This window comes from Streptomyces sp. NPDC031064 (assembly GCF_055570965.1).
The window spans coordinates 469,439-494,177 of record NZ_JBVIGF010000004.1; the positions used below are offsets into that span (position 1 = coordinate 469,439).

Below are 24,739 nucleotides of genomic sequence, written 5' to 3' on the forward strand. Positions count from 1 at the left end.
AATATCAGCCCATGATGACGTCAGTCGACACTGAACTGATCCGGGTTCTGGCCGACCCGCTGAGGCTCCGGATCGTGACCCTGCTCGCCCGCGAGACCCTCTGCACCACCCACCTCGTGGAGGAGACCGGCGCCCGGCAGACGAACCTCTCCAACCACCTGAAGGTGCTCCGGGAGGCGGGAGTCGTGGAGACCGAGCCGTGCGGCCGTTTCACCTACTACAAGCTGCGCCCCGACGTCATCGCTCAACTCGCTGACCGATTCGCCGAGCTGGCCGCCACCGCTCGTACCGCCGCCGACAACAAGAGGGCCTGTCCGTGACCCGCACCGAAACACCCGCGACCACCGCGGAGGAACCGTCCGTCGTCGCGAAACTCTCCACGCTCGACCGCTTCCTCGCCCTATGGATTCTTCTGGCGATGGCGCTGGGTCTCGGCCTGGGCCGCGTGGTTCCAGGATTGAACGACGCCCTGGCGAAGGTCGAGATCGGCGGGATCTCGCTCCCGATCGCCGTCGGCCTGCTGATCATGATGTATCCGGTCCTGGCGAAGGTCCGCTACGACAAGCTCGACTCCGTCACCGGCGACCGGCGGTTGATGGTCTCCTCGCTGGTCATCAACTGGGTCCTCGGCCCGGCCGTGATGTTCGCGCTGGCGTGGATCTTCCTGCCGGACCTGCCCGAGTACCGCACCGGCCTGATCATCGTGGGTCTCGCCCGCTGCATCGCCATGGTCGTCATCTGGAACGACCTGGCTTGCGGCGACCGCGAAGCCGCCGCCGTCCTCGTCGCGCTCAACAGCGTGTTCCAGGTCCTCGCCTTCGGCCTGCTCGGCTGGTTCTACCTGGACCTGCTGCCCGGCTGGCTCGGCCTGGGCGATGGCGCGGCGCTCGACATCTCCATGTGGGAGATCGCGCTCAACGTCGTCATCTTCCTGGGCGTACCGCTCCTCGCGGGCTTCCTCACCCGCCGGATCGGCGAGAAGAAGCTCGGCCGGGAGTCGTACGAGTCCGGCTTCCTGCCGAAGATCGGCCCGTGGGCGCTGTACGGCCTGCTCTTCACGATCGTGATCCTCTTCGCCCTCCAGGGGAGGACGATCACCTCGCAGCCGCTGGACGTGGCCCGGATCGCGATTCCGCTGCTGGTGTACTTCGCCGTGATGTGGTTCGGCGCCTTCGCCCTCGGCAAGGCGATCGGCCTCGCGTACGACCGCACCGCAACGCTCGCCTTCACGGCGGCCGGCAACAACTTCGAGCTGGCGATCGCGGTCGCCATCGCCACCTTCGGTGTGACGTCCGGCCAGGCGCTCTCGGGCGTCGTCGGCCCGCTGATCGAGGTCCCGGTACTGGTGGCGCTGGTGTACGTCTCCCTTGCCTGGCGACGCACGTTCACCACCGCGTGAGGCCCGGCCCCGATGCGGTGGTGACCGGCGCCCGTCACGTCCTGCTGGTGAGCATCCGCCCCATGGCCGCCATGACGGACGGCTCCACCCGGTAGAAGACCCAGGTCCCGCGCCGCTCGGAGGTGAGCAGCCCGGCTTCCTTGAGCTTCTTCAGGTGGTGGGAGACGGTCGGCTGCGAGACGCCGACGTCGGAGATGTCGCAGACGCACGCCTCGCCTCCCTCGTGGGAGGCGACGGCGGAGAACAGCCGCAGCCGCACCGGATCGCCGAGCGCCTTGAACATCGCGGCGGTACGTACCGCCTCCTCGGCCGTCAGCGGGCGTTCGTTCAGCGGCGGGCAGCACGGCTCGACGTCCGACTCCAGCAGCGGTGGCGCCTTCGCGATCGACATGGCTCTATGTTGACACATGTCGAATCAAGGCTCTGTTTTGAAGCTTGTCTATGTTGACGTATGTCGAATCAGGGCGCATGCTGATCACCTAAGCATCGACGAACGTCGAACCAAGGGAGTCGTCGTGAACGCGCCCACCACACCGGAGCCGCCCGTCGTCGTGATCGGCGCCGGCCCGATCGGTCTGGCCGCCGCCGCCCACCTCGTGGAGCGGGGCCTCGAACCGCTGGTCCTGGAAGCGGGCCCGGCCGCCGGGTCCGCCGTACGGGAGTGGTCGCACGTGCGGCTGTTCTCCCGCTGGGCCGAGCTCGTCGACCCGGCCGCCGAACGGCTGCTGGCCCCGACCGGCTGGGTGAGGCCCGACCCCGCCGCGTACCCGACCGGTGGCGACTGGGCCGACCGGTACCTCCAGCCGCTGGCCGACGTGCTCGGCGACCGCGTCCGGTACGGCGCGCGGGTCACCGGCGTCTCCCGGGCGGGCCGCGACAGGGTCGTCGACTCCGGGCGCGACGAGCAGCCGTTCACGGTCCACCTCCTGGGCGCGGACGGCCGCGAGGAGCGCCTCACCGCCCGCGCCGTGATCGACGCCTCCGGCACCTGGTCCACCCCCGGCCCGCTCGGCGGCAACGGCCTGCCGGCCCTCGGCGAGCGCGCGGCCGCCGACCGCATCGCCTACCGCGTCCCCGACCTCGGCGACCCTGCCGTCCGGGCCCGTTACGCGGGCCGGCGCACCGCCGTCGTCGGCTCCGGCGCCTCCGCCTTCACCGCCCTCGCGCACCTCGCCGACCTGGCCGAGGACGAGCCGGGCACCCACGCCGTCTGGATCCTGCGCCGCGGACTGAGCGAGTCGACCTACGGGGGCGGCGAGGCCGACCAGCTCCCCGCGCGCGGCGCGCTGGGCCTGCGGGCCAAGGCGGCCGTCGAATCCGGGCGCGCCTCCGCGGTCACCGGCTTCCGCGCCCAGGCGGTGGAGCGCACCGACGCGGGACTCGTCCTGGTCGGCGAGGACGGCCGCCGCCTCGACCCCGTCGACGAGGTCGTCGTCCTGACGGGCCTCCGCCCCGACCTGTCGCACCTGACCGAACTGCGCCTCGGTCTCGACGAGCGCCTCCAGGCACCCACGGCCCTCGCGCCCCTCATCGACCCGAACGTCCACTCCTGCGGCACGGTCTATCCCCACGGCGTCAACGAGCTCACCCACCCGGAGAAGGACGTCTACCTGGTCGGCATGAAGTCCTACGGCCGCGCCCCGACGTTCCTCGCCATGACCGGTTACGAGCAGGTCCGCTCCATCGCCGCGGCCCTGGCGGGCGACCGCGAGGCCGCCGAGCGCGTCGAACTCACCCTCCCGGAAACGGGAGTGTGCGGCGGCGCGGGCCTCTTCGACGAGCCCGAAGCGGCCGAGGCGGACGCGGGTGGTGCGGGCGGCTGCTGCGGCGCCCCGGTCACGCTCCGGATCGGGGCCGGTGCCCCGGCCTCCTCCCCCTCCTCCGGCGGCTGCTGACGCGCCGTGCGATCCGGCCGCTCATGGTGATCCACGACACACGCTGTCACAGCGCCCCGCGCCGCGGTGTCTTGAGGCCGAACCCGTGGAGACGGAGGAGACACCATGGCTGGGAACACCGAGGTCGTCGTGATCGGTGGCGGATACGCCGGCGTCATGGCGGCCAACCGCCTGACGCAGCGCGCCGACGTGGCCGTGACGCTGGTCAACCCGCGCCGGACCTTCGTCGAGCGGATCCGCCTGCACCAACTGGTGGGCGGTTCCGACGACGCGGTCGTCGACTACCGGGAAGTCCTGAGCGAGCGCGTCCGGCTGGTGGTCGACACCGTGACCCGGATCGACACGGCCGGGCGCGCCGTGTCGCTGGCGTCGGGCGGCACGGTCGGCTACGACTACGCGATCTACGCGGTGGGAAGCGGCAGCGCCGACCCCCGCGTGCCCGGGGCGGCCGAGTTCGCCCACCCCATCGCCACCCTGGAGGAGGCGCGGCGATTGCGGGCGGTCGTCGACGCCGCGCCCGCCACGGCCGCGGTGACGGTCGTCGGCGCCGGTCCGACCGGCATCGAGACCGCCGCCGAGCTGGCGGAGGCGGGCCGTCCCGTGACCCTCGTCTGCGGCGGGTCGCTCGGCCCGTACCTGCACCCGCGGGGGCGGCGCTCGGTCGCCACGTACCTGGCCGGGCTCGGTGTGACCGTGCTCGACGGCCCCGGTACGGAGGTGACGGCCGTGACGGACGACGCCGTGCGGCTCGGTGACGGCCGCACGGTGCCGAGCGACGTGACGATCTGGAGCGCCGGGTTCGGTGTGCCGGAGCTGGCCGCGCGCAGTGGGCTGCGTACCGACGCCCTGGGCCGCCTGCTCACGGACGAGACGCTGACCAGCGTGGACGACGTACGCATCGTCGCGGCCGGGGACTCGGCGGCACCGTCGGACCTGCCGTTCCGGATGAGCTGCCAGTCCGCGGTGCAGCTCGGCCCGCAGGCGGCCCGGACCGTGCTCAGCCGGATCGCCGGTGAGCGGCCCGCGCCCGTCGAGGTGGGGTTCGCCGGCCAGTGCATCAGCCTGGGGCGCCGTGCCGGCTTCTTCCAGCTCGCCCGCCGGAACGACACCGCGGTCGGGCTCTGGCTCGGCGGCCGTCCTGGCGCGAAGCTCAAGGAGTTCGTCGTCGAGCACACCGTCAAGCAGTTGGCGTACGAGGCACACAAGCCCGGCGCGCGCGATCGGTGGTTCAAGGACGACGAGCGCCGGGAGCTGCTTCAGGCCCGGCTCGGCGCGTAGCGGCCCAGCGAAGGAGAAAAGCGGAGAGATGATGAGCGACGACCACACCACGGCCCCGGCCACCGACCCTGCGACCGAGGCGTTCGTCGCCCACCGCAATCTGCTCTTCACCGTCGCGTACGAGATGCTCGGATCGGCCGCCGACGCGGAGGACGTTCTCCAGGAGACCTGGCTGCGCTGGGTCGGTGTCGACCCGGGCCAGGTGCGCGACCCGCGCGCCTACCTGGTCCGGATCACGACCCGGCAGGCGCTCAACCGGCTGCGCACCATGAAGCGCCGCCGGGAGGCGTACGTCGGCCCCTGGCTGCCCGAGCCGCTGCTCACCGCCCCGGACGTGGCCGAGGAGGTCGAGCTCGCCGACAGCGTCTCCATGGCGATGCTGCTGGTCCTGGAGACGCTCTCCCCCACCGAACGCGCGGTCTTCGTCCTCCGCGAGGTGTTCGACCTGCCGTACGACGACATCGCCGCCGCCGTCGGCAAGGGCCCCGACGCCGTCCGCCAGATAGCCCACCGCGCCCGCAAGCACGTCGATGCCCGCCGCCCCCGCCAGGCGGTCTCCTCCCGCGAGACCCGGGCGGCCCTGGAGTCGTTCCGCCGCGCGGTCGAAACCGGTGACCCGCAGGGCCTCCTCGACGTACTCGCCCCCGAGGTCGTCCTCGTCGGCGACGGGGGTGGCGTGAAGAAGGCCGCGCTGCGGCCGGTCACCGGCGCGGACAAGGTCGTCCGCATGTTCCTCGGCAGCCTGCGCAAGGGCGACCGCGCGTTCACCCTCGCCCCGACCGCGGTCAACGGCAACCCGGCACTCCTCGTCCACCTGAACGGCGAGTTCGACGGCATCCTGGCGGTCCGCACCGAGGACGCCCGCATCACCGGCCTCTACTACGTCCGCAACCCGGAGAAGCTGTCCCGCATCGCCTCCGAGACCCCGCTCACCCGCCGCTGAACGAGCGTCGTTGATCGACGCCCTTTATGTCCCGATATGATGGCTTTTATGATCACGTTCGGGCGCCTGCGTCGCCGCCGCGTTCCCCGCGGCGGCGAATGGCAAGCAGCACTGCTGTCCCCCGTGATCCTCACGGTCCTCATCGCCGGCCTGGCGTTCTCCACCCCACGGGAGATCGCCTTCAGCCGCCTCCTGCCCGCCGCGCCCGCCCTGGCCGCCGCGATGTGGCCCGTGCTCCCCACGATCCTGCTGGGCACGTTCTGCCTGCTGGTCATGATCACCCTCAGCTTCTTCCACACCGACCTGGGGACGCCGTACACGGGGGCCGCGATCGTCGCCGTCACCCTGGCCGCCGCGTACGCGAGCCACCTCCGCCTCCAGCGGGAGGAGACGCTCTTCCATGTCCGGCTCGTCGCCGACGCGGCCCAGAAGGTGCTGCTGCGCCCCCTGCCCTACCGCATCAGCGACATCGAGATCGAATCCCTCTACCTCGCGGCCCAGGAGCAGGCCCGCATCGGCGGCGACTTCTACGAGGCCGCCGACACGCCGTACGGGGTACGCCTGCTCATCGGTGACGTACGCGGCAAGGGCCTGTCCGCCGTGGGGGCGGCCTCGGCGGTGATCAGCTCCTTCCGGGAGACCGCGTACGAGGAGCCCGACCTGCGGGGCATCGCCCGGCGCCTGGAAACCAGCATCACCCGCTACATCGCCGCGTTCCCCGGCCCCGACGTCCCGGAGCGCTTCGCCACCGTCCTCATCGCGGAGGTCACCCGCGGCGGCGGCGAGCTCAAGATCCTCAACTGCGGCCACCCCCCGCCCCTGCTCGTCCACGACGGCCGAACCCGCGTCCTGGACCCCTCCGTCCCCTCGCCACCCCTCAACCTGGCCACCCTCATCGGCGACACCTACTACGTCGACACCGTCCCCTTCGCGCCGGGTGACCAGCTACTCCTCTACACCGACGGCGTGACAGAGGCCCGCGACCGCACGGGCGAGTTCTTCCCCCTCCCGGACTGGCTGGCCCAGCAGCCCCTGCTGCCGCCCCACGACCTCCTCGACCGCCTCCACCACGACCTCCTCCACTACAGCGGCGGCCGCCTCGACGACGACATCGCGGCCCTCGCCCTCCGCTGCCCGAGCGCCCACCCCCGCACGTCGCGCCCCGGTCTCGCTACCGGGTGAGGGCGAGCGCCGCGTCGAGGAGCGCGGAGGTCAGGGCGGGGAGCCGGCCGGGGGACTCGGACAGCAGGAACAGCCAGGCGAAGACAGGGCCGACCAGCAGGGCGTTGAGGGCGGCCGGGTCGGGGCGGCTGGTGATCTCGCCGCGTGCGGCCGCGCGGTCCAGGATCTCCATGAGGGTCTGGCGCTGGGCCCCGAGGTACTTCTCGTCGAACCGCTCACGCAGCGCGGGGTCGGCGTCGATGTCGGCCAGCAGCCCCGGGATCGTCCCCGGCGGCGGCGCGGCCATGCTGTCCGCGACCTCGGCGAGCACGGCGGCCAGATCGGCGCGGAGTGACCCGCGGTCGGGTGCCACGGCCAGGAACCGGTCCGGCAGGAGAACGTCGAAGATCATCTCCTGCTTGGTGGCGTGGCGCCGGTAGATCGCCGCCTTCCCCACCCCCGCTCGCGCGGCCACCTCGGCCATCGTGAGCCGCATGTACCCCACCTCGGCCAGCAGCTCCCGCACGGCGGCGGCGATGGCGTCATCCACCCGGCTGTCCCGGGGACGGCCCCCCTGGTTACGGACTTGCTTTGGCGCAGACATGGCTGCATCATACGAAACCAAGAGTATCGAAACTGTCGGTTCCATAACTATGAGGGCGGCCCGTCAACCGGCCGACCACACCGCAACGGATGGGACGCTCAGATGATCAAATGTGCCGGCTGGCTCCTCGTCCTCCTCGGAGCCGCACACACGCTCCTCGCCCTCACCCTGGAAGGAGCAGCCCGCCACGCCGGCGAGTGGTTCAGCGGTGCCCTGTGGGGCGCGGACTTCTCCGACATGACCCCGGCCAACAGCGCCCTCTGGCTCTCCCTGGAGAGCTTCGGCCCGCCGCTCGTCGTGGTCGGCCTCATCGTCCTGTGGCTGGACCGCCGCGGCATCACACCCCCGCCCTTCATCGCCTGGACGCTCGGCGTCTGGGGCGTCGTGGACGCCTTCATCCTCATCACGACCCCCTGGCCGCTCTTCCTGCTCGCCAACACCCTCCTCCTCATCGGAGCCCACCGCGCCACCCGCCCCACCACCCCCGCACCCCCCGCGGACGCCACGCGGGCGCCGTAGCACACCGCGTGGCGACCAGCTCTGGGGGCCTGGGTGCGGGGTCACCGGCCAGGAGCGGGGCTCAGTGGTGGTGGCCGTCTTCGTGGGCGGGGTCCTCGGCGGGGTGGGGGTCTGCGGGTGCCGTGGGGGTGGGGGCGGTGGGGTCATTGGCGGGAGGCGCGTCGCGGGTGGTGTCGTGGCCTTCGTCGTCGCTCTTCTCGGTCACGGCGTTGCCGTGGCTGTGACCGCCGCCGGCCTCGCCCATGGTGGGGGCGAAATGGCGCAGGCCCGCGAAGGTGAGGGCCGCGACGACGAGGACCGCGAGCCCCATCAGGCCGAAGACGCGTCGCCAGGGCTTCTTGTCCTCCTTGAGGAAGTAGGCGACGAAGGCGAGGACGAGGCCCACCGGGATGAGAACGGCGCAGCGGTACGGCAGGTCCGCGAAATGCTGCATGCCGCCGCTGAGCATCCCGAGCCCGAACGACAGCATCGTGGAGGCGCCGAGCACCCGCAGCGTCTTCGCCAGGGCGGGCTTCTCGGACGCGAGGACGACCTCGTTGAGGAAGGTGGCGACCAGGAAGACCAGCACACCGGCGCCGGCGATCAATGAGTAGCGGGTCGGGTCCATGGGGTAGTGGACGACCGCACCGCTGATGAGCCCGGCGCCGACGTAGTAGCCGACGTAGCCGAGGAAGCGCCATGGCAGCGAGGCGCCTTTCCGCTGCCTGGGGGACGGGCCGTGGCTCGGGGCGGGGGGCGCGGTGAGAGTGGATGACGAGGGCAAGAGCTGACCTTTCACGGGCAGGGGGGATGGGGGGACGGGGGGTGTGGGGATGGGGGAAACCGGGACGCGGAACTCGCGGTCGGAAAACCGGGACGCGGGTACGGCCGAGCGCCTCACACCGCCCTTGGGCGCGGCAACGCATGGCTGAGCTGCCGCCGACCGGTGGGTGGCGGAGATGGGGGACGTGAAGGTGCGCCGGGGTGAGGGCTAGATCCGTAGGACCGTTGAATTCGGCGGAGCGGGAGGCCGCCAGGCGACGGCGTCAGGACGGGCGGCGATCAGCGCGGACGCCCGCGGGAAGCGCTCGCCGGCGGTCAGCGGAGCCTCGCACGGGATGGGCAGTGCGGGGCCCTGCTCGGGCTGGCCGGAGACGCACTGGTGCGCCGCGTGATCCGGCGCAGCCGGGGCGTCGTGGTGGTCGGCGTTCCGTTCACCGTGGTCCGGGACGGTGTGGTCGTGGGTGTGACCTGCCGGAGTGGTTCCGTCGGCAGCGAGGGTCACCGCGCTGGACGCCCGGGGGTGTGCGTGGCCTGCGGCGCTCTCCCCGCTGACGCCGTGCGTGTACGCCAGCGCCAGGAGCAGTGCGGCCAGCACCCACGTACGCAATGGCCCCGCCGCACTACAGCGGGACCACACGCTGGGGGTCAGCCGGGCCGCAACCATGCGGGGGAGCATAGCTCCACCCCGGGTACGGGCGGCCGCCGGCCACCGCACCACCGCCGTCCGCCTCTTCCAACCCATCGATCTCTCCGCGAGGGAACCGCTGTCCAGCTCCGTAGAGAGGTGACAGCGCCGCCCCACCACGAGGGGCGGCGGAAGCGGAGAGTTGATGGGATCGATCATGCGATCACTGCGCAAGGGGGCGGCCAAGCTCGTCTTGGCACTCGTCAGTGCCCTTTCCCTGGTCCTGGTCTCAGCCACCGCGGCACAGGCTCACTTCGTCGGAGACGACTCCGTGGACGCCACGTGGGGCTACGAGATCAAATACGAGGACTACACGCAGTACGACGACGCCAAGAACTGGGGCGTCAGCGAATGGAACAAGCTCGGAAAGGTCAACATCGCGGCTGACGACGCGGTGAGCACCACGGATCTGGAATACGGCGACTACTACGATTCCTCGACGGCGACCATTGGGTACTGGCAGCCGCGCTTTCTTTCGGATCTGATCAACTTCAATCGCTACCAGATGGACAAGCTCTCAAGCTTCAACAAGCGCACCACGGGAGCCCATGAACTGGGGCACGCGTTGGGTCTCGGCCACTCGTACAGCACCGAGCTGATGTCCGCGTACTGCTGTAACGGCGTCAACACGCCGCAGAGCCACGACAGGGCCGACTACTACGAGCTGTGGGGCTGAGGGCCGGACGCAGGCCGGAAGAAAGGACGTTCCATCATGGGAAGACTGAGGATTGCGGTGGCCGCTGCCCTGGCGGCGGCGGTCACCATCGGGGCCGGTGCCCTGGTGCTCGGAAGCACGGATGAGGAAAGGGAAGGCGGAACGTACAGTGCGGAGGCGTTCTTCGCCTTCGATGTGCGGGACAAGAGGAAACTGACCGGGTTTGCCGAGTACGTGTTCCTGGGGCGCGTTGTGGAAAAGGCGGGATCGGAGGGAAAGGGGACGACGAACCCGGGGACCGTCATGCCGCAGACACAGTTCCGTGTCGAAGTGCTGCGGGCGCTCAAGGGTGGGGTCAGCGGCGAGGTGGTCGTGAATCAGGAAGGCGGCTACGACCCGGAGGACAAGAGCACCATGCTCATGGAGAACGACCCTCTCCTGGAACCCGGAAAGACCTACCTCTTCACGACCAAGCGGGACCCCCGCAAGGGCTGGCTGTCGATCGTCGCACCCGGGTACGCCAATGTCGCGATCACCGGCCCCGAGCAAGGAAAGCGCGTCGTCGGGGAATTCGAAGAGGCGATTCGGCACCAAGTGGTCCCGAAGTGATGGTCCCAGGCGGTACGCCTGGCGACTGATCACCCCGGAGCCGCGGTAACCGGCCGTCAGCGCGCCGCTGACGGCCGGTCCGCTCCCGGCGCCGGCCATCGGCCCCGGCCGGCCGGGCTCGGCGCCGGCGCGTTCGTATACTGCGCGCGCACACACGAGTCCGGCCGAGGGGCGTCCGAAGGCGCCGGTTTCCGGCCGCGGCGACGAGAGAGGCATGCGCTTGCCCACGAGCCACCCCGGCAGCTCCGACCGGCCCGGTAGACCTGTTGTACCCGGTACGCCCGGTACGGGGGCCGCGGACCCGTGGCAGAACATGTGGAGCCACCGCGAGCAGTTGCTGCGAGTGGCACGGAAACGGTCCGTCAGCATCGAGGACGCCGAGGACGCGGTGCACGAGGCGCTGGTCCGCGCGGCGGAGCGCCCGCACCTGGACACGGAGCGACTGGGCGCCTGGCTGACGTCGGTCACCATCCGGCTGTGCGTCGACCGGTACCGGCAGATGAGCCGGGACGCCCGGGTGGCCTTGCGTCACCCGATGCCGGCCGGCCCCTGGGCGGGGTCTCCCGAGGAGACCGTGTGCGAGCTCGCCGAGGCGAAGTGGCTCGCCCTCAAGAGCGCGGAGCTGCCGGGCCGCCAGGCGGAGGCGCTGCGGCTCAGGGCGCAGAACCTCGACGTCGAGCAGGTCGCCCAACGGATGGGCCTGACGTACAAGGCCGTCGAGTCGCTGCTCGGCCGGGCCCGGCGGACCCTGCGGGCGGTGCTGGCCGGGACGCTGGCCCTCGCCGTGGGCCTGTGGCGGGGACGCCCACGCGTCGAAGGCGGTGCGCCGGCCGCTGCGTTGGCGTCCGCGGCGGCGACGCTGGTGATCACGGGGCTGGCCCTGGTGTCGCCCTTCGTGGGCGACGGAGCGGCCTCGGCGCCGCCCCCGGCGCCCCCCATGTCCGGCTCGGTCGCCCGCTCCGCCCCGTACGACGACTCCCGCGGCTCCTCCCTGCCGAACGAGCCCACCGCCCCGTCCGTCGAGGCGGACACGCCGCCTGCCCCGTCCCGGCCTCCGGCGCAGCCCGCGCCCGATCGGCGCACGGACAGCGGCCCTACCCGGGTGGTCGCCGCCTCCCCGGAGCCGTTGTCGCTGCCCGCCGCCCCGGTACCGGTACCGGTCCCGGTCCTGCCGGAAGCACGGCTCCCGGAAGCGCGACTGCCCGAAGCGCGACTGCCCGAAGCGCGGCTCCCGGAACCGCCCGCCGTGCCGACCCTGTCGCCTCCCCCTGCCGTCGCCCTGCCGGCCGGCCTGCCCGGCATCCCGGAACTGTGATCCGGATCACTCAACTGCGGCGCGGGTCGGCTGCTCTGACCGCGTAGAGGGGTCGTCAGTCCGACTTTCCTCACAGCGAGAGGAGCACGACCATGGCGTCTCGACGCCTGCGCCGACTCCAGCACGGCACCGCGGCGGCGCTCGCCACCGCCACGCTCGGCCTCGGCCTCTTCGCGGCACCGTCCGCCACGGCGGACACCTCCGGCTCCGGCTCGGAGCCCTCCTCGGTGGTGACCCAGGAGGCCACCAGCACCCCTGAGCAGATACGCGAGTTCTGGACGCCGGAGCGTGTCAGACAGGCCCTCGCCAACCCGCTGCCCGCCCCGGTGGCCGATCCGGCAGCCGAGCCGGCCCCCGCCCCCGCCTCCACGGAGAGCGGCCCCACGTCCGCACCCGAGAGCCAGGCGGTATCGGCGGACGCCGTGCCGCCGAGGGATACGCACACGGAGGGACCCGGAGCGGAGAGCATTGCCACAACGGCCTCCGCGCCGACGGTGTCCCGCTCCGTCCGTGTGTCGAACGAGCTGACGTGGCCGTACCGCGCCACCGGGAAGCTGATCTTCGAGACGCCCAAGGGCACGTACAACTGCAGCGCCTCGGTGATCGTGTCCAACACCAAGAACGCGGTGTGGACGGCTGCCCACTGCCTCCACGGCGGCAAGGGCGGCGCCTTCTACAAGAACTTCCTGTTCCTGCCCGGCTACAACGGAGTCACCCAGTACCACTGGTGGGTGCACGACCGGGTCATGGTCCCGACGAAGTGGGTCAACTACAGCGACCACTACTCCTCGGACCTGGGCGCCATCATCGTCAAGAAGGACCTCGCGCTCGGCAATCTCCAGGACTTCGTCGGCGGTTACGGATACAACTTCAGCGACGGGCCCGGGCACACCGATGTGCACTCCTTCGGCTACCCGTTCGACGGCTACAACCGTCCCGACTCCGACTTCAACGGCGGCGAGTACATGATGTACTGCCGCGGCAACACCGTGGACGGCGGCTCCTGGGACCTCCTGGACGAGCGACTGCGGCTGAACTGCGACATGGGCCACGGCTCCAGCGGCGGCCCCATGGTCACGGGCGTGGCCGGCGGCAACATCCGCATCGTGGGCGTCAACAGCCACCGCAACGTCGACAGCAACGGCAACTGGTCGAACAACTACCTGTTCTCCTCCGAGCACGCCTCCGAGGCGAGGTCGTTGATCTACAAGATCAACGGCTGACACACCACCGGCATGACAGCGGCGGGCGCCCACCACCTCCCGGTGAGCGCCCGCCGTCCGGTTCCCGGCCGTCGCCGCTCTCAGCCGCCTTCAGTCGCCCTCAGTCGCCCTCGACCCCGAGAGGCCCGAGCGGCTTGGACTCGCGCACCGCCTCGCGCACCCGCTCCTCGGTCCACTGGCCCTGCTGCTCGCGGCTCTCCTCCTCGGTCACCGCGCGTTCCACGACCGTGCCGTCGTCCCTGACGACGCCGCGCCCGTCGGCCGCACGGCCGCTCACGGCGAACGCCGCCGTGCCCACCGCCACGGCCACCGCCACACCCGCGGCCACGCCGACCGCCCACGGTGACATCGACTTGGCGAGCGACCGTCTCTCCGGCCGCGCTCGTGTGCCTGCCATCGTGTGTGCTCCTCTCGATGGCGGGATTGTGCCAGCCACACCGGCGGCGCGGGCCACCGGGCGGCTCCGCCGCCGACGAGGCCGCCGACGAGGCCGCCGCCGAGGTCGACGGCCGCGCTCACCCGACCGTCGCCGCCGCGGGCTCCGCCAGATCGCGTGCCGTGGCCCGGGCCAGGGCGGTGGCGGCGTCCGGACGCAGGTGACCGACGACGGTGAGGGTGTAGGCGTCGCCGGTCTGGACGAGACAGAGGTTGGCCGTGCCCGGGGGAGACAGCTTCGGTACCGCGACGATCCGCGTCAGCCGGCGGCCGCACAACGACGCCGTCACCTCACGCCACTTGAAGGCGGTGCATCCGCTCGCGGTGACGTCGGCGCGTACGCCGTGCCGGGCCATGGCGTGCGTCAGCCAGGGCAGGAGACGGCCGGCGCCCTCCAGCACGGGCAGCGCGGCTCGGTGGACGTCGGCGCGGCTCGGCAGGGCCGCCATCAGGCCCTGGACGGTGCGCAGGCGGTCGTCCGGGCACTCGGTGTCGACGGGCAGCGGTACGCGGACGGTGGTGGCGGCGTTGCCCAGCCGGTGTGCGGTGTGCCCGTCACGGAGGTCGACCGGGACGGTGGCGTGGAAGGGGGCGGGGCCTTCGGGCCGGCCGCGAAGGGGGCCGTAACAGGCGCGCAGGGCTCCGGCGAAGGAGCTCACGAGCAGTTCGTTGAGCGTCGCGCCGCGGCCCTCGGCGAGCCGGCGGCGCGCCGCGCGCACCACCTGCGGGTCGATCCCGAGCACGGCGAGGGAGGGTTCGACGTCGCCGGGCGCGCCCGGCGGCAGGGACTGTCTCCGGGCGCAGCTACCGCGCAGTTCCCGCCACAGGGCGGCGGGAGGGATGGCGGGCCGCGTCGGGGTGGCCCCCGGGCGGCGTCGCGGTGGTGGATCGTCCATGAGGAGACGGAAGACGCTTTCGAGGGACCTGCCGTCCAGCAGGGCGTGGTGGGCGAGCAGGACGACGGCGTGTTCGCCTCCGGGCACGGCGTTCGGCGCCACGACCAGACGCCACAGGGGCCGGCCGGCGGGGAGCCGCTGTCCGACGGCGGTGGCCAGGAGGGGTTCCAGTGCCTGGTCGTCGACGGTGATGTGCGCGGTCGGGTCGAAGGAGCGGAGGCGCTCCCAGTGGTGTCCCGTCAGCGCCGCCGGCCCGGCCGGTGGTCTCAGGACCAGGTTCATGCGGTCGAGACCGCTCCACCTGTCGGCGACCCGGGACCGCATCTCGGCCGGGGCCGGCGGTGGTCCGGAGAACAGCGCGGCCAGGCCGATCGTCTCCGGCAGCCCGGTCCGTACGTGCCCCTCGTCCAGGACGGACAGCCTCGTCCGCATCAGCGCGGTCCCCGCTCGGGTGCGTCGAAGACGAGACAGGCGTTCTGCCCGCCCACGGCGAAGCTGTTGCTGAGCACGGGGCCGCTCGGAAGCTTGCGGGCTTCCACGGTGACCACGTCGAGCGCGAGGCGGGGATCCAGCCGGGCGAGGCGGGCGGTGGGCGGCGCCAGGCTCCGGCTCACGGACAGCACGGCGGTCACGGCCTCCAGCGCTCCCGTCGCGCCGAACCCGTTCCCGGTCACCGACTTCGGCGCGGTGACCGGCACCCCGGCGGGCCCGAACACGGCGGCGATCGCCCGGCCCTCGGCCAGGTCGTTCAGTTCGGTGCCCGTGCCGTGGGCGTTGACGTGGGCGACGGCGTCCGCGGTCGTCCCGGCGTCGGCCAGCGCCCGTTCGACGCACGCCCGGGCCCCGGAGCCGTCGGGCCGCGGGGCCGTGAGGTGGTGGGCGTCGGTGGTACGGCCGTATCCGGTCAGGACGGCGTGGACGCGGGCGCCACGCGAGCGGGCCGCGTCCAGCCGCTCCAGCACCAGGAAGGCCGCGCCCTCGGCCAGTACGAACCCCTGCCGGTCGGCGTCGAACGGGCGGCAGCCGGCGTGCGGGTCACCGCAGTCGGTGACCATGACCCCGGACCGTGCGGAGGCCAGCGCGATGGTCGGGGTGAGGGGGCTGTCATGGCCCCCGGCCACCACGACGTCGGCGGCGCCGCTGCGGATCAACTGGAGCCCCTCGCCCACCGCGTGGGCGCCCGAGGCGCACGTCGTCGACACGGTGAGGCTCGGCCCCGTGACTCCGAGCCGGGCACTGATCCAATGGGCGCCGGCGTTGTACATCGCCCGGTTCGGCCAGAGCACGTCGGGCTGCCCGATGCCGCGCTCCAGGCTGATGCCACCCCCGAACCCGGTGCCGGTGACCACCGCCCGCCGTGCGGCCGGGGCGTGGACGCCACCCGCGTCCTCCACCGCGTCCAGCGCCGCGCACACCGCCAACTGCACCGACCGGTCCGCCCGTAGCCGTTCCTTGCGCGTCATGTACCCGTCGGCGTCGAAGCCGGGCACCGGGCAGGCGGGGTACACGACCCCGCCCTCGTCGTCGAAGGCGTGCGGTACCACCACGGAGCGGGCCTGGAGCAGGCTGTCCCACAGGTCCCGAGGTGTCGAGCCGGCCGCACAGCGCACCCCCAGGCCGGTCACCGCGGCGACGCCGTCGCGGATCACCCGGCGGCCCGGGCCGGATTCCCCACCGGGCGGCGGAGCCGCACGACCAGGCCGGCCACATCGCGTACGGTCGCCACCCCGGTGGTGTCGACCCCCTTCAGGGACACTCCGAACCGTTCCTCCAGCGCAGCCGTCAGCTCCGCGATGTCGAGGCTGTCGGCCTCCAGGTCGGCGACCAGCCGGGCGTCCGGGACCACGGCCTCCGGCGCCACGGACAGCACCCGCGCGCACAACGGAACCAGACGGTCCCAGACCTCCCGCTCCTCGACGTCCATACGACCTCGACTCCTCTCCGCTCCTGGGGCACGGGTGACCGGCAGGGCCCGGAAGGTGCGCAGGCTCATCCCCGGCGCCCGCACGGGCGGTCCGGCCGTGCGCAGCGTGGGGAACCGCCGGAACAACTCGGGCAGGAACTCGACGGCCTCCAGCCGGGCCAGGCCCGCACCGAGGCAGTAGTGGGCGCCCGCGCCGAAGCTGAGGTCGCGTTGCGGCACCCGCCGGAAGTCCAGGGCGTTCGGGTGGGGGAACCGGTCGGGATCGCGGTTGGCGGCCGCGGTCAGCACGTACACGAGGGTCCCGGCGGGGACCGGGACTCCGGCCAGCTCGGTGTCGCCGACCGGTACGCGGATGACCATCTGCACGGCGGGGTCCCAGCGCATGATCTCCTCGACCGCCGCCGGGAGGGCCTCCGGGTGGGCGCGGAGCCAGTCGGCCTGCTCGGGATGGCTTTCCAGGGCGAGCAGGCTGGTGGCCAGCAGCGCGGAGGTGGTCTCGGAGCCCGCCGCTACGAGGAAGACGATGTTGGAGGCGAGGTCGTCCAGGGAGATGCCGCCGTCGGCCACGTGCCCGTGCGCGGCCCATTCCGAGAGCAGACCCGTGCCGGGCTCGTCGAGGGCGGCCCGTACGAACGCGTGGAAGTCGGCGGCCACCGCCTCGGCGGTGGCGATGTCGTCGGCATCGGCGAAGGGCTCGGTCAGCGGGCCGCTGAGCGCGCTGAAGCGGGCGGCACGGGCGCGTTCCCGGGCGGGCAGCCCGAGGACGTCGCACATGACGGCGGCGGGCAGGGCACGGGCGACGGTGTCGACGAAGTCCGCCGTACCGTCACGGTCGAGCCGGTCCTCGAGCGCGTCGAGACACTCGGCCACGAGCCGCCGGACGACGGGGCGCAGGGCGCGCAGCCTCCGGGGGGTGAAGGGGCCTCGGGCCAGCTCCCGCAGCCGGCCGTGCCGAGGGTCGTTGACGCGCAGGACGGTCGCCGACATCGAGAACCCGGGAGGGTCGGGGGCGATGTTGCGGCGGGCACGCCACTGCTGGTCGGGGGCGATCCAGGTGCGGCTGGTGAGGATGTGCTCGCACAGGGAGTAACCCGTCACCAGCAGGGCGTACGGGCCGTGTGCGAGGACCGGTCCGGCGCGGCGCAACTCCTCCAGGAGGGGAAACGGGTTATCGCGGCCCCGACGGGAGTTGAGCCGGCTGATGATCCCGCGGGGCGCCGGCGGTGCGGCGGGTCGCGGCGCGGTGGTGGTCATGGGGTCTCTCGACGGGGACGAGACGGTCATGCGGCGCGGAAGGCGAGGACGACGTTGTGCCCGCCGAATCCGAACGAGTTCGACAACGCGGCCCGCACCGGCTGGTGCAGTGCGGTCTTGGTGACGAGGTTGAGGTCCACGGCGGGGTCGGGGGAGTCGAGGTTGGCGGTGGGCGGGATGGTGGACCGCTCGATCGTCAGCACGGTCAGCGCCGCCTCCACGGCCCCGGTGGCCCCGAGGGAATGCCCGAGGACGCCCTTGGTGGACGTGACGGGCGGCCCGTCGGGCAGCACGGAGCTGATCGCCTTCGCCTCCATGGTGTCGTTCAGGGGCGTGGCCGTGCCGTGGGCGTTGACGTGGTCCACGTCCCCGGCGGCGAATCCGGCGTCGTTCAGGGCCGCGTGCAGCGCCTCGCGGGCGCCCCGCGCCTCGGGATGGGACGCGGTGGGGTGATGGGCGTCGTTGGCCGCGCCGCAGCCGACGAGCAGCGCGCGCGGGCGCCGGCGGCGTGCCGCGGCATCGGCGGCCCGTTCCAGTACGAGGACCCCGGCGGCCTCGGCCATGACGAAACCGTCCCGGTCGGCGTCGAAGGGCCGCGAGGCCCGGGCCGGGTCGTCGCAGCGGGTCGACAGGGTGCCCAGATTGGCGAAACCGGTCACGATCAACGGGGTGTTCACCGACTCGGTGCCGCCCGCGATCACGACGTCGCACTGGTGCGAGGTGAGCAGGTCGCGCGCGACGGAGATCGCCGTGGCGCCCGAGGCGCACGCGGTGGAGGTCACGCAGCTCGGCCCCCGCGCACCGCAGGCCAGCGCGACCTCCCCGGCGGCCATGTTGGGCAGCATCATCGGCAGGAGCAGCGGGGACACGGCGTCCGGGCCGCGCTCCAGCAGCCTGGCGTGCTGCTTCTCCCATGCGGCCGCTCCGCCCAGGCCGCAGCCCATGACGACGCCGACGCGGGCACCGTCCCAGGAGGCGGTGTCCAGACCCGAGTCGGCCAGGGCCTCCCGCGCGGCCGGCAGGGCGAGCCGGGTGAAGCGGTCCAAGCGGTAGGTGGTGCGGCGCCCCAGGCCGCTGGTGTCCCGCTCCGGGATCGCGCAGCAGAAGTCGACGGGGAGCCCGGCCAGGTCCGCCCGGGTGGCCGCCACGGTGGAGCCGCCCTCGCACACCCTCCGCCAGGTCGCGTCCACGCCCGCGCCCGCCGGGGTGAGCAGCCCCAGACCGGTGACGGCGATCTCCGCCACGCTCAGTTCCCGCCTGCGACCGCGGCCGTCCGTCCTTCGACCACCGCGACGACGTCGGCGAAGGTGGACCCCTTGCCCACCTGCTCACCCGCGACCTTGACCCCGAACTCGTCGTGCACGGCCGCACCGAGCTCGGCCAGGGCCAGGGAGTCGAGCTCCAGCCCCGCCATGGTGACGTCGGGCCGGAGTTCCTCCGGCTCCACTCCGAGTGTGTGCGTCAGGATGTCGGCCAGCTTCTCCGCGACCGTGGGCATGCTCCTGCGCTCTCCTTCTGAAGCAGGGGTACGGGCCATCGCACTGCCGGCTTGATCAGCAGGTCAGCGCCGACATGGTCAACGGCGAACGCGTGGTGAGGACACGCTGTTTCCACCAATGGGGTTCGTCCGGGCATTCGCTCAGGGGAGCGCGGCGGGCGCGTTCCGGGCGCGCGCACCGGGCTCCGGGCATGCGCCCGGGCAAGGCCGTAACCTCGGCCGGCGCGCGGAGTTCCTCAGGCTGCGCACCGCCGCCGGGCGGTCGCGCCCCGCACCGGACTCCGCAGAAGCACGCCGAGGAACGACCATGGCGCCCCACCCCGAGAAACTGTCCTTCGCCGACGAGGTACTGCTCCGGAACGGCTGTCCAGGCGTGGTCGGCATGGCGGCGGTCTTCGCGGGCGGCCCGCCGGACCTGTCCGACGTACGGGACCGGGTCGCCGAGCGGTGGGGTGTGCTGGAGCGCATGCACCAGGTGCTGGAACACCCCCGCGCCGGCGCCCCGGACGCGCGCCGGGGGCGGCGCGGGACTCCGCGGTGGACGGCGGCCCACCCGTTCGATCCGGACGTCCATGTGCTGGACTCTCCGGCCGGACTGGAGGACCTGTGGGGGCACAGCACCGACCGGCCGCTTGCCGAGGGGCTGCCCCCGTGGCGCCTCTACCTCGTGCCGGGGGTGCCGGGCGGGCCGGACGGGGGCTTCGCCCTGTCCCTCATCGCCCAGCACACCCTCATCGACGGCCGCTCCTTGCAGACACTGCTGTGCGCGTTGATGGACGGCACCGCGCCGGCTCGGTTGTCCGGCCGGCCGACGCGCCTGCCGCGGGTGGGGCCGCGTGACGTGGGCGGGGAGATCCGTGCCCTGACCGCTGCCGGTCGGGCGCTTCCCATGGCCGACCCGACCGGGGCACGCCCGTCCGTGGCGGTGCACAGCCTCCCCCCGCACCTGGTGGCCGCCGCACGCCGGCCGCGAGCCGACGGCCGCCGTGCCAGTCTGAACGAGCTGCTGCTGAGCGCGGTGGCCGGCGCCCTGCGCAGCACGTTCGGCCCGCCCGAGCAGTGGCCGGGGCAGGGCGGCGCCGTCTACTCGGCCGTTCCGTGCGATCTCCGCACGCGGGAGAACCTCCGCGAACTGGGCAACATCGTCACCGCTGTCCGGGTCCGGGTGCCGGTCGACGCGGACTCGCCCGAGGCCCGGCTGAGGCAGTCGCAGCTCATGCTGGAGGAGGTGCCCGCCCGGGCCGCCGCGCACGCCGTGATGTTCTCGCTGACGAGCGCGGTGCGCGGGATGTTCCCCTGGGCGACCCGGCTGGCCACCGGGCGCGGGTACCGGCCCTCGTACATGGCCACGTCCACCACCGTCCTCCGATGGCACGACGCGCCCAGCACCTTCTACGGGCGGGACTTCCGCCAGGGCATCGTGCTACCGCCGCTGCACCGGCCGGGCAACGCCAGTTTCGCCGCGGTGAAGACCGGGGACGCCCTCGCCCTGACGGTGGTCTGCAACATGCGCCCCGATGAGTCCCGGGTGCTCGGCGAGGCCGTCATCGCGGAGCTGGAGGCCTTGGCAGGGTGATGTTGTAGGCCCTCGCCCGAGGCACGGTGCCGCGCCGGTGCGATCGGACGGGAGGTCTTGGCAAAGCCAGTGCAATGTGAAATGTTACTGGCGTGCTCAAGGGAAACGCGTCGGACGTCATCGTCGTCGGAGCGGGCGTGGTCGGCGCTGCCTGCGCCTACTACACGGCCCGGGCCGGGCTGACCGTCACCGTGATCGACCGGGGCTCCGTCGCGGGCGGCACCACGGGCGCGGGTGAGGGGAACCTGCTGGTCTCCGACAAGGAGCCCGGGCCCGAACTCGAACTCGCCCTGCTCTCCACCCGGTTGTGGCGAGAGCTGGGCGAGGTGATCGCGCCCGCCGTCGAGTACGAGGCGAAGGGCGGGCTCGTGGTCGCCTCCGCCGAGTCCGGCATGGCGGCGCTGCGCGCCTTCGCGGCCGGACAGCGTGCGGCGGGCGTCGTCGCCGAGGAGGTCCCGGCGGACGGGCTGGGCGACTTGGAGCCCCACCTCGCCCCCGGTACGGCGGGCGGCTTCCACTATCCGCAGGACGCCCAGGTGCAGCCCGCGCTGGCCGCCGCCCACCTGCTGCGTGCGGCGGGGGAACGGGTGCGGCTGCGGCTGGGCGAGGAGGTCACCGGCCTGCTCACCGGGGCGGCCGGCGAGGTCCGCGGCGTCCGCACCGCGAAGGGCGAGGTTCATGCCCCGTACGTGGTCAACGCCGCCGGGACCTGGGGCGGCGACCTCGCCCGGCTCGCCGGGGTCGAGCTGCCCGTCCTGCCCCGGCGGGGCTTCGTCCTGGTCACCGAGCCGCTGCCGCGCGTGGTGCGGCACAAGGTGTACGCCGCCGACTACGTCGCGGACGTCGCCAGCGGCTCGGCGGCGTTGCAGACCTCCGCCGTGGTGGAGGGGACCCCGGCCGGCCCGGTCCTGATCGGCGCCAGCCGGGAGCGGGTGGGGTTCGACCGCTCGCTGTCCACCGAGGTGCTGCGGCGCCTGGCGCTCGGGGCCACGGCCCTGTTCCCGGTGCTGGCCGGCGTGCGGGTGATGCGGACGTACGCGGGCTTCCGGCCGTACCTGCCGGACCACCTCCCCGCGATCGGCCCCGACCGGCGCGTACCCGGGCTGCTGCACGCCTGCGGCCACGAGGGCGCGGGCATCGGGCTCGCCCCCGCCACCGGCCTGGTGATCGCACGGTGCCTGACCGGCGACGAACCACCCCTCGGCATCGCCCCGTTCGACCCGGCCAGGTTCGGACCGGCGCCCCGAGCCGACTGACCCCGGCCGGGTCCCCTGTGACCCGTACGAGACGACACCCGTTGGGAGAGAGAGGAGGCCCGCCGTGGCCCGTACCCCCGCCGAACTGGCCGGCGCGCAGCCCGGCCCGCCCTTCGAGATCACCCTGGACGGCCGGCCGGTACCCGCCCTGCCCGGGCAGTCCGTCGCCGCCGCGCTGTGGTCGGCGGGCATCCTCGCCTGGCGCACCACCCGCGTGGGCGGCCGGCCGCGCGGCGCGTTCTGCGGCATCGGGCAGTGCTACGACTGCCTCGCCACCGTCAACGGCACGCCCAACCGCAGGGCCTGCCTGGTCCCGGCCCGCCCGGGCGACGAGGTCACCACCCAGGAAGGACACGGCCGTGCCGAGCTCAGCGTCTGACCCGTACGACCTCGCGGTCATCGGCGCCGGGCCGGCCGGGCTGTCCGCGGCCGTCACCGCCGCCGAATCCGGCCTGTCGGTCGCGCTCCTGGACGCCTCCGGCCACGTCGGCGGACAGTTCTACCGGCACCCCGCCGCCGCTCTCGGAGCCGTACGCCCCGAGGCCCTGCACCACGGCTGGTCGCTCTTCGCCGATCTGCGCCGCAGGCTCGAACCGAGCGGCGTCAGTCACCTGGCCGGGCACCACGTCTGGTCGGTGACCCGGGAGGGGGCGGCGGAGGACGGCCGGTGGGCGGTGCACGCCGTGACCGGGGCGGACGGCGACGAGGAGCGGCCCGTACGCGTACGGGCCCGGGCGCTGCTCCTGGCGACGGGCGCGTACGAACGCCAACTCCCCTTCCCCGGCTGGACCCTGCCCGGTGTGGTGGGGGCCGGGGGCGCGCAGGCGATGCTCAAGTCCGGCCTTGTGCTGCCGGGTAAGCAGGTCGTCGTCGCGGGAAGCGGACCACTGCTGCTCGCGGTCGCCGTCTCGCTCGCCGCCGCCGGGGCCCGGGTCCCCGCCGTGGTGGAGGCGTCCGGCTACCTGCGGTACGCCCGCCATCCCCGGGCACTCGCCGCCAACCCGCACCAACTGCTCGAGGCGGTGGCGCACGGGACGGCGATGCTGCGGCACCGGGTGCGCCCGCTGCTGCGCAGTGCCGTCACGCACGTGCACGGTACCGAGCGCGTGGAGGCGGTGACCGTCGCCCGGCTCGACCGCGACTGGCGGCCCGTGCCCGGCTCGCAGCGGCGCATCGCGTGCGACGCCCTCGCCGTGGGGCACGGTCTCGCCCCCCAGATCGAACTCGCCACGGCACTCGGCTGCGCCACCCGCCGCACCGTGGACGCCACGGCCGCCCTCGTCCTGGACGCACTTCAGGAGACGACGGTGCCCGGCGTGTGGTCGGCGGGCGAGACCGGCGGCGTCGGCGGCTTCCGACTGGCCATCGCCGAGGGGGAGCTGGCGGCGCTCGCGATCGGCGCCCGGCTGACCGGGCGGAGTGACCCGACCCGGGACAGGCGCGCGGAGAGGCTGCGGCGCCGGCGGGACCGCATGCGCGCCTTCGCCGACGCCATGGCCGCCTGCCACGCGCCCGGAACGGGCTGGCCGCAGTGGCTTCCCGACGACACGGACGTGTGCCGCTGCGAGGAGGTCACCGCCGGGCGCGTCCGGGAGGCGGTCACCGAGCTCGGTGCCCGTGACGCCCGGACCGTCAAACTGCTGACCAGGGCGGGTATGGGGTGGTGCCAGGGCCGGATGTGCGGTGCTGCCGTGGCCTGCCTCGCGGCGGGCGGCGACCAGGTGCCGCCGCCCGCCGAACGGCGCCCGTTCGCCGTCCCCGTCCCGCTCGGTGCGCTCGCCGGGCTCGACCCGGCCGCCGCTTGCTCCGGCACGAACGCCGCTTCCTCCGACGCGGACGCGGGCGAGGGCTGATACCGGCGTACGCGGGGCCGGGGACGGCCTTCGTCCATCAGCGAAATGTCACATCATAGAGAGAGGTTCACCGACATGACCGCCACCACCTGGAACTCCGCCCGCCCCTGGCGCGGCGTCATGGTCGCGACCGCCCTGCCGCTACGCGCGGACCTGTCCGTCGACTACGACGCGTACGCCGAGCACGTCGCCCGGCTGATCGAGAGCGGCTGCGACGGCGTCGTCCCCAACGGCTCGCTCGGCGAGTACCAGACCCTGACCGACGAGGAGCGCGCCCGCGTGGTGCGGGTCGCCGTCGAGGCGGCGGGCGACGGGGCCCGGGTAATGCCCGGCGTCTCCGCGTACGGCAGCGCCGAGGCCCGCCGGTGGGCCGAGCAGGCGGCGCAGGCGGGCTGCGGATCCGTGCTGCTGCTGCCGCCCAACGCCTACCGCGCCGACGAGGACGCCGTACGCGCCCACTACGCCGAGGTCGCCGAGGTGGGCCTGCCGGTCGTCGCGTACAACAACCCCATCGACACCAAGGTCGACCTCACGCCCGGCCTGCTCGCGCGGCTCCACCAGGAGGGGACCATCGTCGCCGTCAAGGAGTTCAGCGGCGATGTGCGCCGGGCGTACGAGATCGGCGAACTCGCCCCGGACCTCGACCTGCTGATCGGCGCCGACGACGTACTCCTCGAACTCGCCCTCGCCGGCGCCGTGGGCTGGATCGCGGGCTACCCCAACGCTTTCCCGGCCACCTGCGCCGCCCTCTACCACGCCGCCGTCTCCGGCGACCTGGACACGGCCGTCCCGCTGTACAAGTCGCTGCACCCGCTGCTGCGCTGGGACTCCAAAACCGAGTTCGTCCAGTCCATCAAGCTGTCCATGGACATCGCCGGGCGCCACGGCGGCCCGGTCCGCCCGCCGCGCGCCGCGCTGACGGGTCCGGTCGAGGCCGCGGTACGCGAGGCGACCGAGAAGGCCCTCGCCCACGGCCACCACTGACCACGCCGCGAAGGA

At 73.2% G+C, this 24,739-nt stretch carries 26 protein-coding genes; 16 read left to right on the plus strand and 10 right to left on the minus strand.

Annotation, left to right across the window (positions count from 1 at the left end):
* Positions 1-11 precede the first annotated feature (11 nt).
* Entirely contained in the window at positions 12-320 is a 309-nt protein-coding gene (locus ACZ46W_RS17495) for an ArsR/SmtB family transcription factor (RefSeq protein WP_468338167.1), read from the plus strand.
* The gene (arsB, locus tag ACZ46W_RS17500) at positions 317-1,399 is read left to right on the plus strand and encodes an ACR3 family arsenite efflux transporter (RefSeq protein WP_468338170.1); all 1,083 of its coding nucleotides are present in this window, start codon (positions 317-319) and stop codon (positions 1,397-1,399) included. The genes ACZ46W_RS17495 and arsB overlap by 4 nt, the downstream gene beginning before the upstream one ends.
* 34 nt (positions 1,400-1,433) lie before the next feature.
* Here the strand turns inward: arsB and ACZ46W_RS17505 are convergent, their stop codons facing one another.
* Positions 1,434-1,790 carry an ArsR/SmtB family transcription factor gene (locus tag ACZ46W_RS17505; protein ID WP_468338173.1) on the minus strand — a complete coding sequence of 119 codons (357 nt, stop codon included), beginning with the start codon at positions 1,788-1,790 and terminating at the stop codon, positions 1,434-1,436.
* A 124-nt stretch (positions 1,791-1,914) separates the two neighbouring features.
* Here ACZ46W_RS17505 and ACZ46W_RS17510 point away from each other — a divergent pair, with 124 nt between their 5' ends.
* From ACZ46W_RS17510 to ACZ46W_RS17525, 4 genes are all read left to right on the plus strand, one after another.
* Complete coding sequence (locus ACZ46W_RS17510; RefSeq protein WP_468338176.1) at positions 1,915-3,294, plus strand: FAD-dependent oxidoreductase; 1,380 nt, start codon at positions 1,915-1,917, stop codon at positions 3,292-3,294.
* A 105-nt stretch (positions 3,295-3,399) separates the two neighbouring features.
* A complete protein-coding gene (locus ACZ46W_RS17515) occupies positions 3,400-4,572 on the plus strand; it encodes an NAD(P)/FAD-dependent oxidoreductase (protein WP_468338179.1) in 1,173 nt (390 codons plus the stop codon).
* A gap of 28 nt (positions 4,573-4,600) precedes the next feature.
* A complete protein-coding gene (locus ACZ46W_RS17520) occupies positions 4,601-5,515 on the plus strand; it encodes an RNA polymerase sigma-70 factor (RefSeq protein ID WP_468338182.1) in 915 nt (304 codons plus the stop codon).
* A gap of 48 nt (positions 5,516-5,563) precedes the next feature.
* Complete coding sequence (locus tag ACZ46W_RS17525) at positions 5,564-6,697, plus strand: PP2C family protein-serine/threonine phosphatase (RefSeq protein WP_468338185.1); 1,134 nt, start codon at positions 5,564-5,566, stop codon at positions 6,695-6,697.
* On the opposite strand, the gene ACZ46W_RS17530 is transcribed toward ACZ46W_RS17525, so the two are convergent.
* Positions 6,687-7,226 carry a TetR/AcrR family transcriptional regulator gene (locus ACZ46W_RS17530; RefSeq protein ID WP_468338188.1) on the minus strand — a complete coding sequence of 180 codons (540 nt, stop codon included), beginning with the start codon at positions 7,224-7,226 and terminating at the stop codon, positions 6,687-6,689. The two genes, ACZ46W_RS17525 and ACZ46W_RS17530, sit on opposite strands and share 11 nt — an antisense overlap.
* A gap of 156 nt (positions 7,227-7,382) precedes the next feature.
* On the opposite strand from ACZ46W_RS17530, the gene ACZ46W_RS17535 reads away from it, so the two are divergent.
* Positions 7,383-7,799 carry a DUF6463 family protein gene (locus ACZ46W_RS17535; RefSeq protein WP_468338191.1) on the plus strand — a complete coding sequence of 139 codons (417 nt, stop codon included), beginning with the start codon at positions 7,383-7,385 and terminating at the stop codon, positions 7,797-7,799.
* Between the two features lie 61 nt (positions 7,800-7,860).
* Here ACZ46W_RS17535 and ACZ46W_RS17540 read toward each other — a convergent pair whose 3' ends face one another.
* Both ACZ46W_RS17540 and ACZ46W_RS17545 read right to left on the minus strand, forming a co-directional pair.
* A complete protein-coding gene (locus tag ACZ46W_RS17540) occupies positions 7,861-8,562 on the minus strand; it encodes a hypothetical protein (protein WP_468338194.1) in 702 nt (233 codons plus the stop codon).
* Between the two features lie 207 nt (positions 8,563-8,769).
* On the minus strand, positions 8,770-9,156 hold the full coding sequence (locus tag ACZ46W_RS17545; RefSeq protein WP_468338197.1) for a hypothetical protein: 387 nt from the start codon (positions 9,154-9,156) through the stop codon (positions 8,770-8,772).
* 235 nt (positions 9,157-9,391) lie between these two features.
* Between ACZ46W_RS17545 and ACZ46W_RS17550 the strand changes: the two genes are divergently transcribed.
* From ACZ46W_RS17550 to ACZ46W_RS17565, 4 genes are all read left to right on the plus strand, one after another.
* Complete coding sequence (locus ACZ46W_RS17550) at positions 9,392-9,922, plus strand: matrixin family metalloprotease (protein WP_468338200.1); 531 nt, start codon at positions 9,392-9,394, stop codon at positions 9,920-9,922.
* 36 nt (positions 9,923-9,958) lie between these two features.
* On the plus strand, positions 9,959-10,510 hold the full coding sequence (locus ACZ46W_RS17555; RefSeq protein ID WP_468338203.1) for a hypothetical protein: 552 nt from the start codon (positions 9,959-9,961) through the stop codon (positions 10,508-10,510).
* Positions 10,511-10,724: 214 nt separating this feature from the next.
* Entirely contained in the window at positions 10,725-11,825 is a 1,101-nt protein-coding gene (locus ACZ46W_RS17560; RefSeq protein WP_468338206.1) for an RNA polymerase sigma factor, read from the plus strand.
* A 92-nt stretch (positions 11,826-11,917) separates the two neighbouring features.
* Positions 11,918-13,048 (plus strand): trypsin-like serine peptidase, encoded by a 1,131-nt coding sequence (locus ACZ46W_RS17565; RefSeq protein ID WP_468338209.1) that lies wholly within the window; start codon positions 11,918-11,920, stop codon positions 13,046-13,048.
* A gap of 100 nt (positions 13,049-13,148) precedes the next feature.
* On the opposite strand, the gene ACZ46W_RS17570 is transcribed toward ACZ46W_RS17565, so the two are convergent.
* The 6 genes from ACZ46W_RS17570 to ACZ46W_RS17595 form a co-directional block, all read right to left on the minus strand.
* Entirely contained in the window at positions 13,149-13,445 is a 297-nt protein-coding gene (locus ACZ46W_RS17570) for a hypothetical protein (protein ID WP_468338212.1), read from the minus strand.
* A gap of 118 nt (positions 13,446-13,563) precedes the next feature.
* On the minus strand, positions 13,564-14,811 hold the full coding sequence (locus ACZ46W_RS17575) for a wax ester/triacylglycerol synthase domain-containing protein (protein WP_468338215.1): 1,248 nt from the start codon (positions 14,809-14,811) through the stop codon (positions 13,564-13,566).
* Positions 14,811-16,028 carry a beta-ketoacyl-[acyl-carrier-protein] synthase family protein gene (locus tag ACZ46W_RS17580; protein ID WP_468338218.1) on the minus strand — a complete coding sequence of 406 codons (1,218 nt, stop codon included), beginning with the start codon at positions 16,026-16,028 and terminating at the stop codon, positions 14,811-14,813. The genes ACZ46W_RS17575 and ACZ46W_RS17580 overlap by 1 nt, the downstream gene beginning before the upstream one ends.
* Positions 16,025-17,557 carry a cytochrome P450 gene (locus ACZ46W_RS17585; RefSeq protein WP_468338221.1) on the minus strand — a complete coding sequence of 511 codons (1,533 nt, stop codon included), beginning with the start codon at positions 17,555-17,557 and terminating at the stop codon, positions 16,025-16,027. Before ACZ46W_RS17585 ends, ACZ46W_RS17580 begins: the two co-directional genes overlap by 4 nt.
* Before the next feature lie 26 nt (positions 17,558-17,583).
* Entirely contained in the window at positions 17,584-18,807 is a 1,224-nt protein-coding gene (locus ACZ46W_RS17590) for a beta-ketoacyl-[acyl-carrier-protein] synthase family protein (RefSeq protein WP_468338791.1), read from the minus strand.
* Positions 18,804-19,055 carry an acyl carrier protein gene (locus ACZ46W_RS17595; RefSeq protein WP_468338224.1) on the minus strand — a complete coding sequence of 84 codons (252 nt, stop codon included), beginning with the start codon at positions 19,053-19,055 and terminating at the stop codon, positions 18,804-18,806. The genes ACZ46W_RS17590 and ACZ46W_RS17595 overlap by 4 nt, the downstream gene beginning before the upstream one ends.
* Positions 19,056-19,362: 307 nt before the next feature.
* On the opposite strand from ACZ46W_RS17595, the gene ACZ46W_RS17600 reads away from it, so the two are divergent.
* From ACZ46W_RS17600 to ACZ46W_RS17620, 5 genes are all read left to right on the plus strand, one after another.
* Entirely contained in the window at positions 19,363-20,631 is a 1,269-nt protein-coding gene (locus tag ACZ46W_RS17600) for a wax ester/triacylglycerol synthase domain-containing protein (RefSeq protein ID WP_468338227.1), read from the plus strand.
* Between the two features lie 92 nt (positions 20,632-20,723).
* The gene (locus tag ACZ46W_RS17605) at positions 20,724-21,887 is read left to right on the plus strand and encodes an NAD(P)/FAD-dependent oxidoreductase (RefSeq protein WP_468338230.1); all 1,164 of its coding nucleotides are present in this window, start codon (positions 20,724-20,726) and stop codon (positions 21,885-21,887) included.
* A gap of 64 nt (positions 21,888-21,951) precedes the next feature.
* The gene (locus ACZ46W_RS17610; protein WP_468338233.1) at positions 21,952-22,266 is read left to right on the plus strand and encodes a (2Fe-2S)-binding protein; all 315 of its coding nucleotides are present in this window, start codon (positions 21,952-21,954) and stop codon (positions 22,264-22,266) included.
* Positions 22,247-23,740, plus strand: a complete 1,494-nt coding sequence (locus ACZ46W_RS17615) for an FAD-dependent oxidoreductase (RefSeq protein ID WP_468338236.1) — start codon at positions 22,247-22,249, stop codon at positions 23,738-23,740. Before ACZ46W_RS17610 ends, ACZ46W_RS17615 begins: the two co-directional genes overlap by 20 nt.
* Positions 23,741-23,815: 75 nt before the next feature.
* Complete coding sequence (locus tag ACZ46W_RS17620; protein ID WP_468338239.1) at positions 23,816-24,724, plus strand: dihydrodipicolinate synthase family protein; 909 nt, start codon at positions 23,816-23,818, stop codon at positions 24,722-24,724.
* The last annotated feature ends 15 nt before the right edge of the window (positions 24,725-24,739 follow it).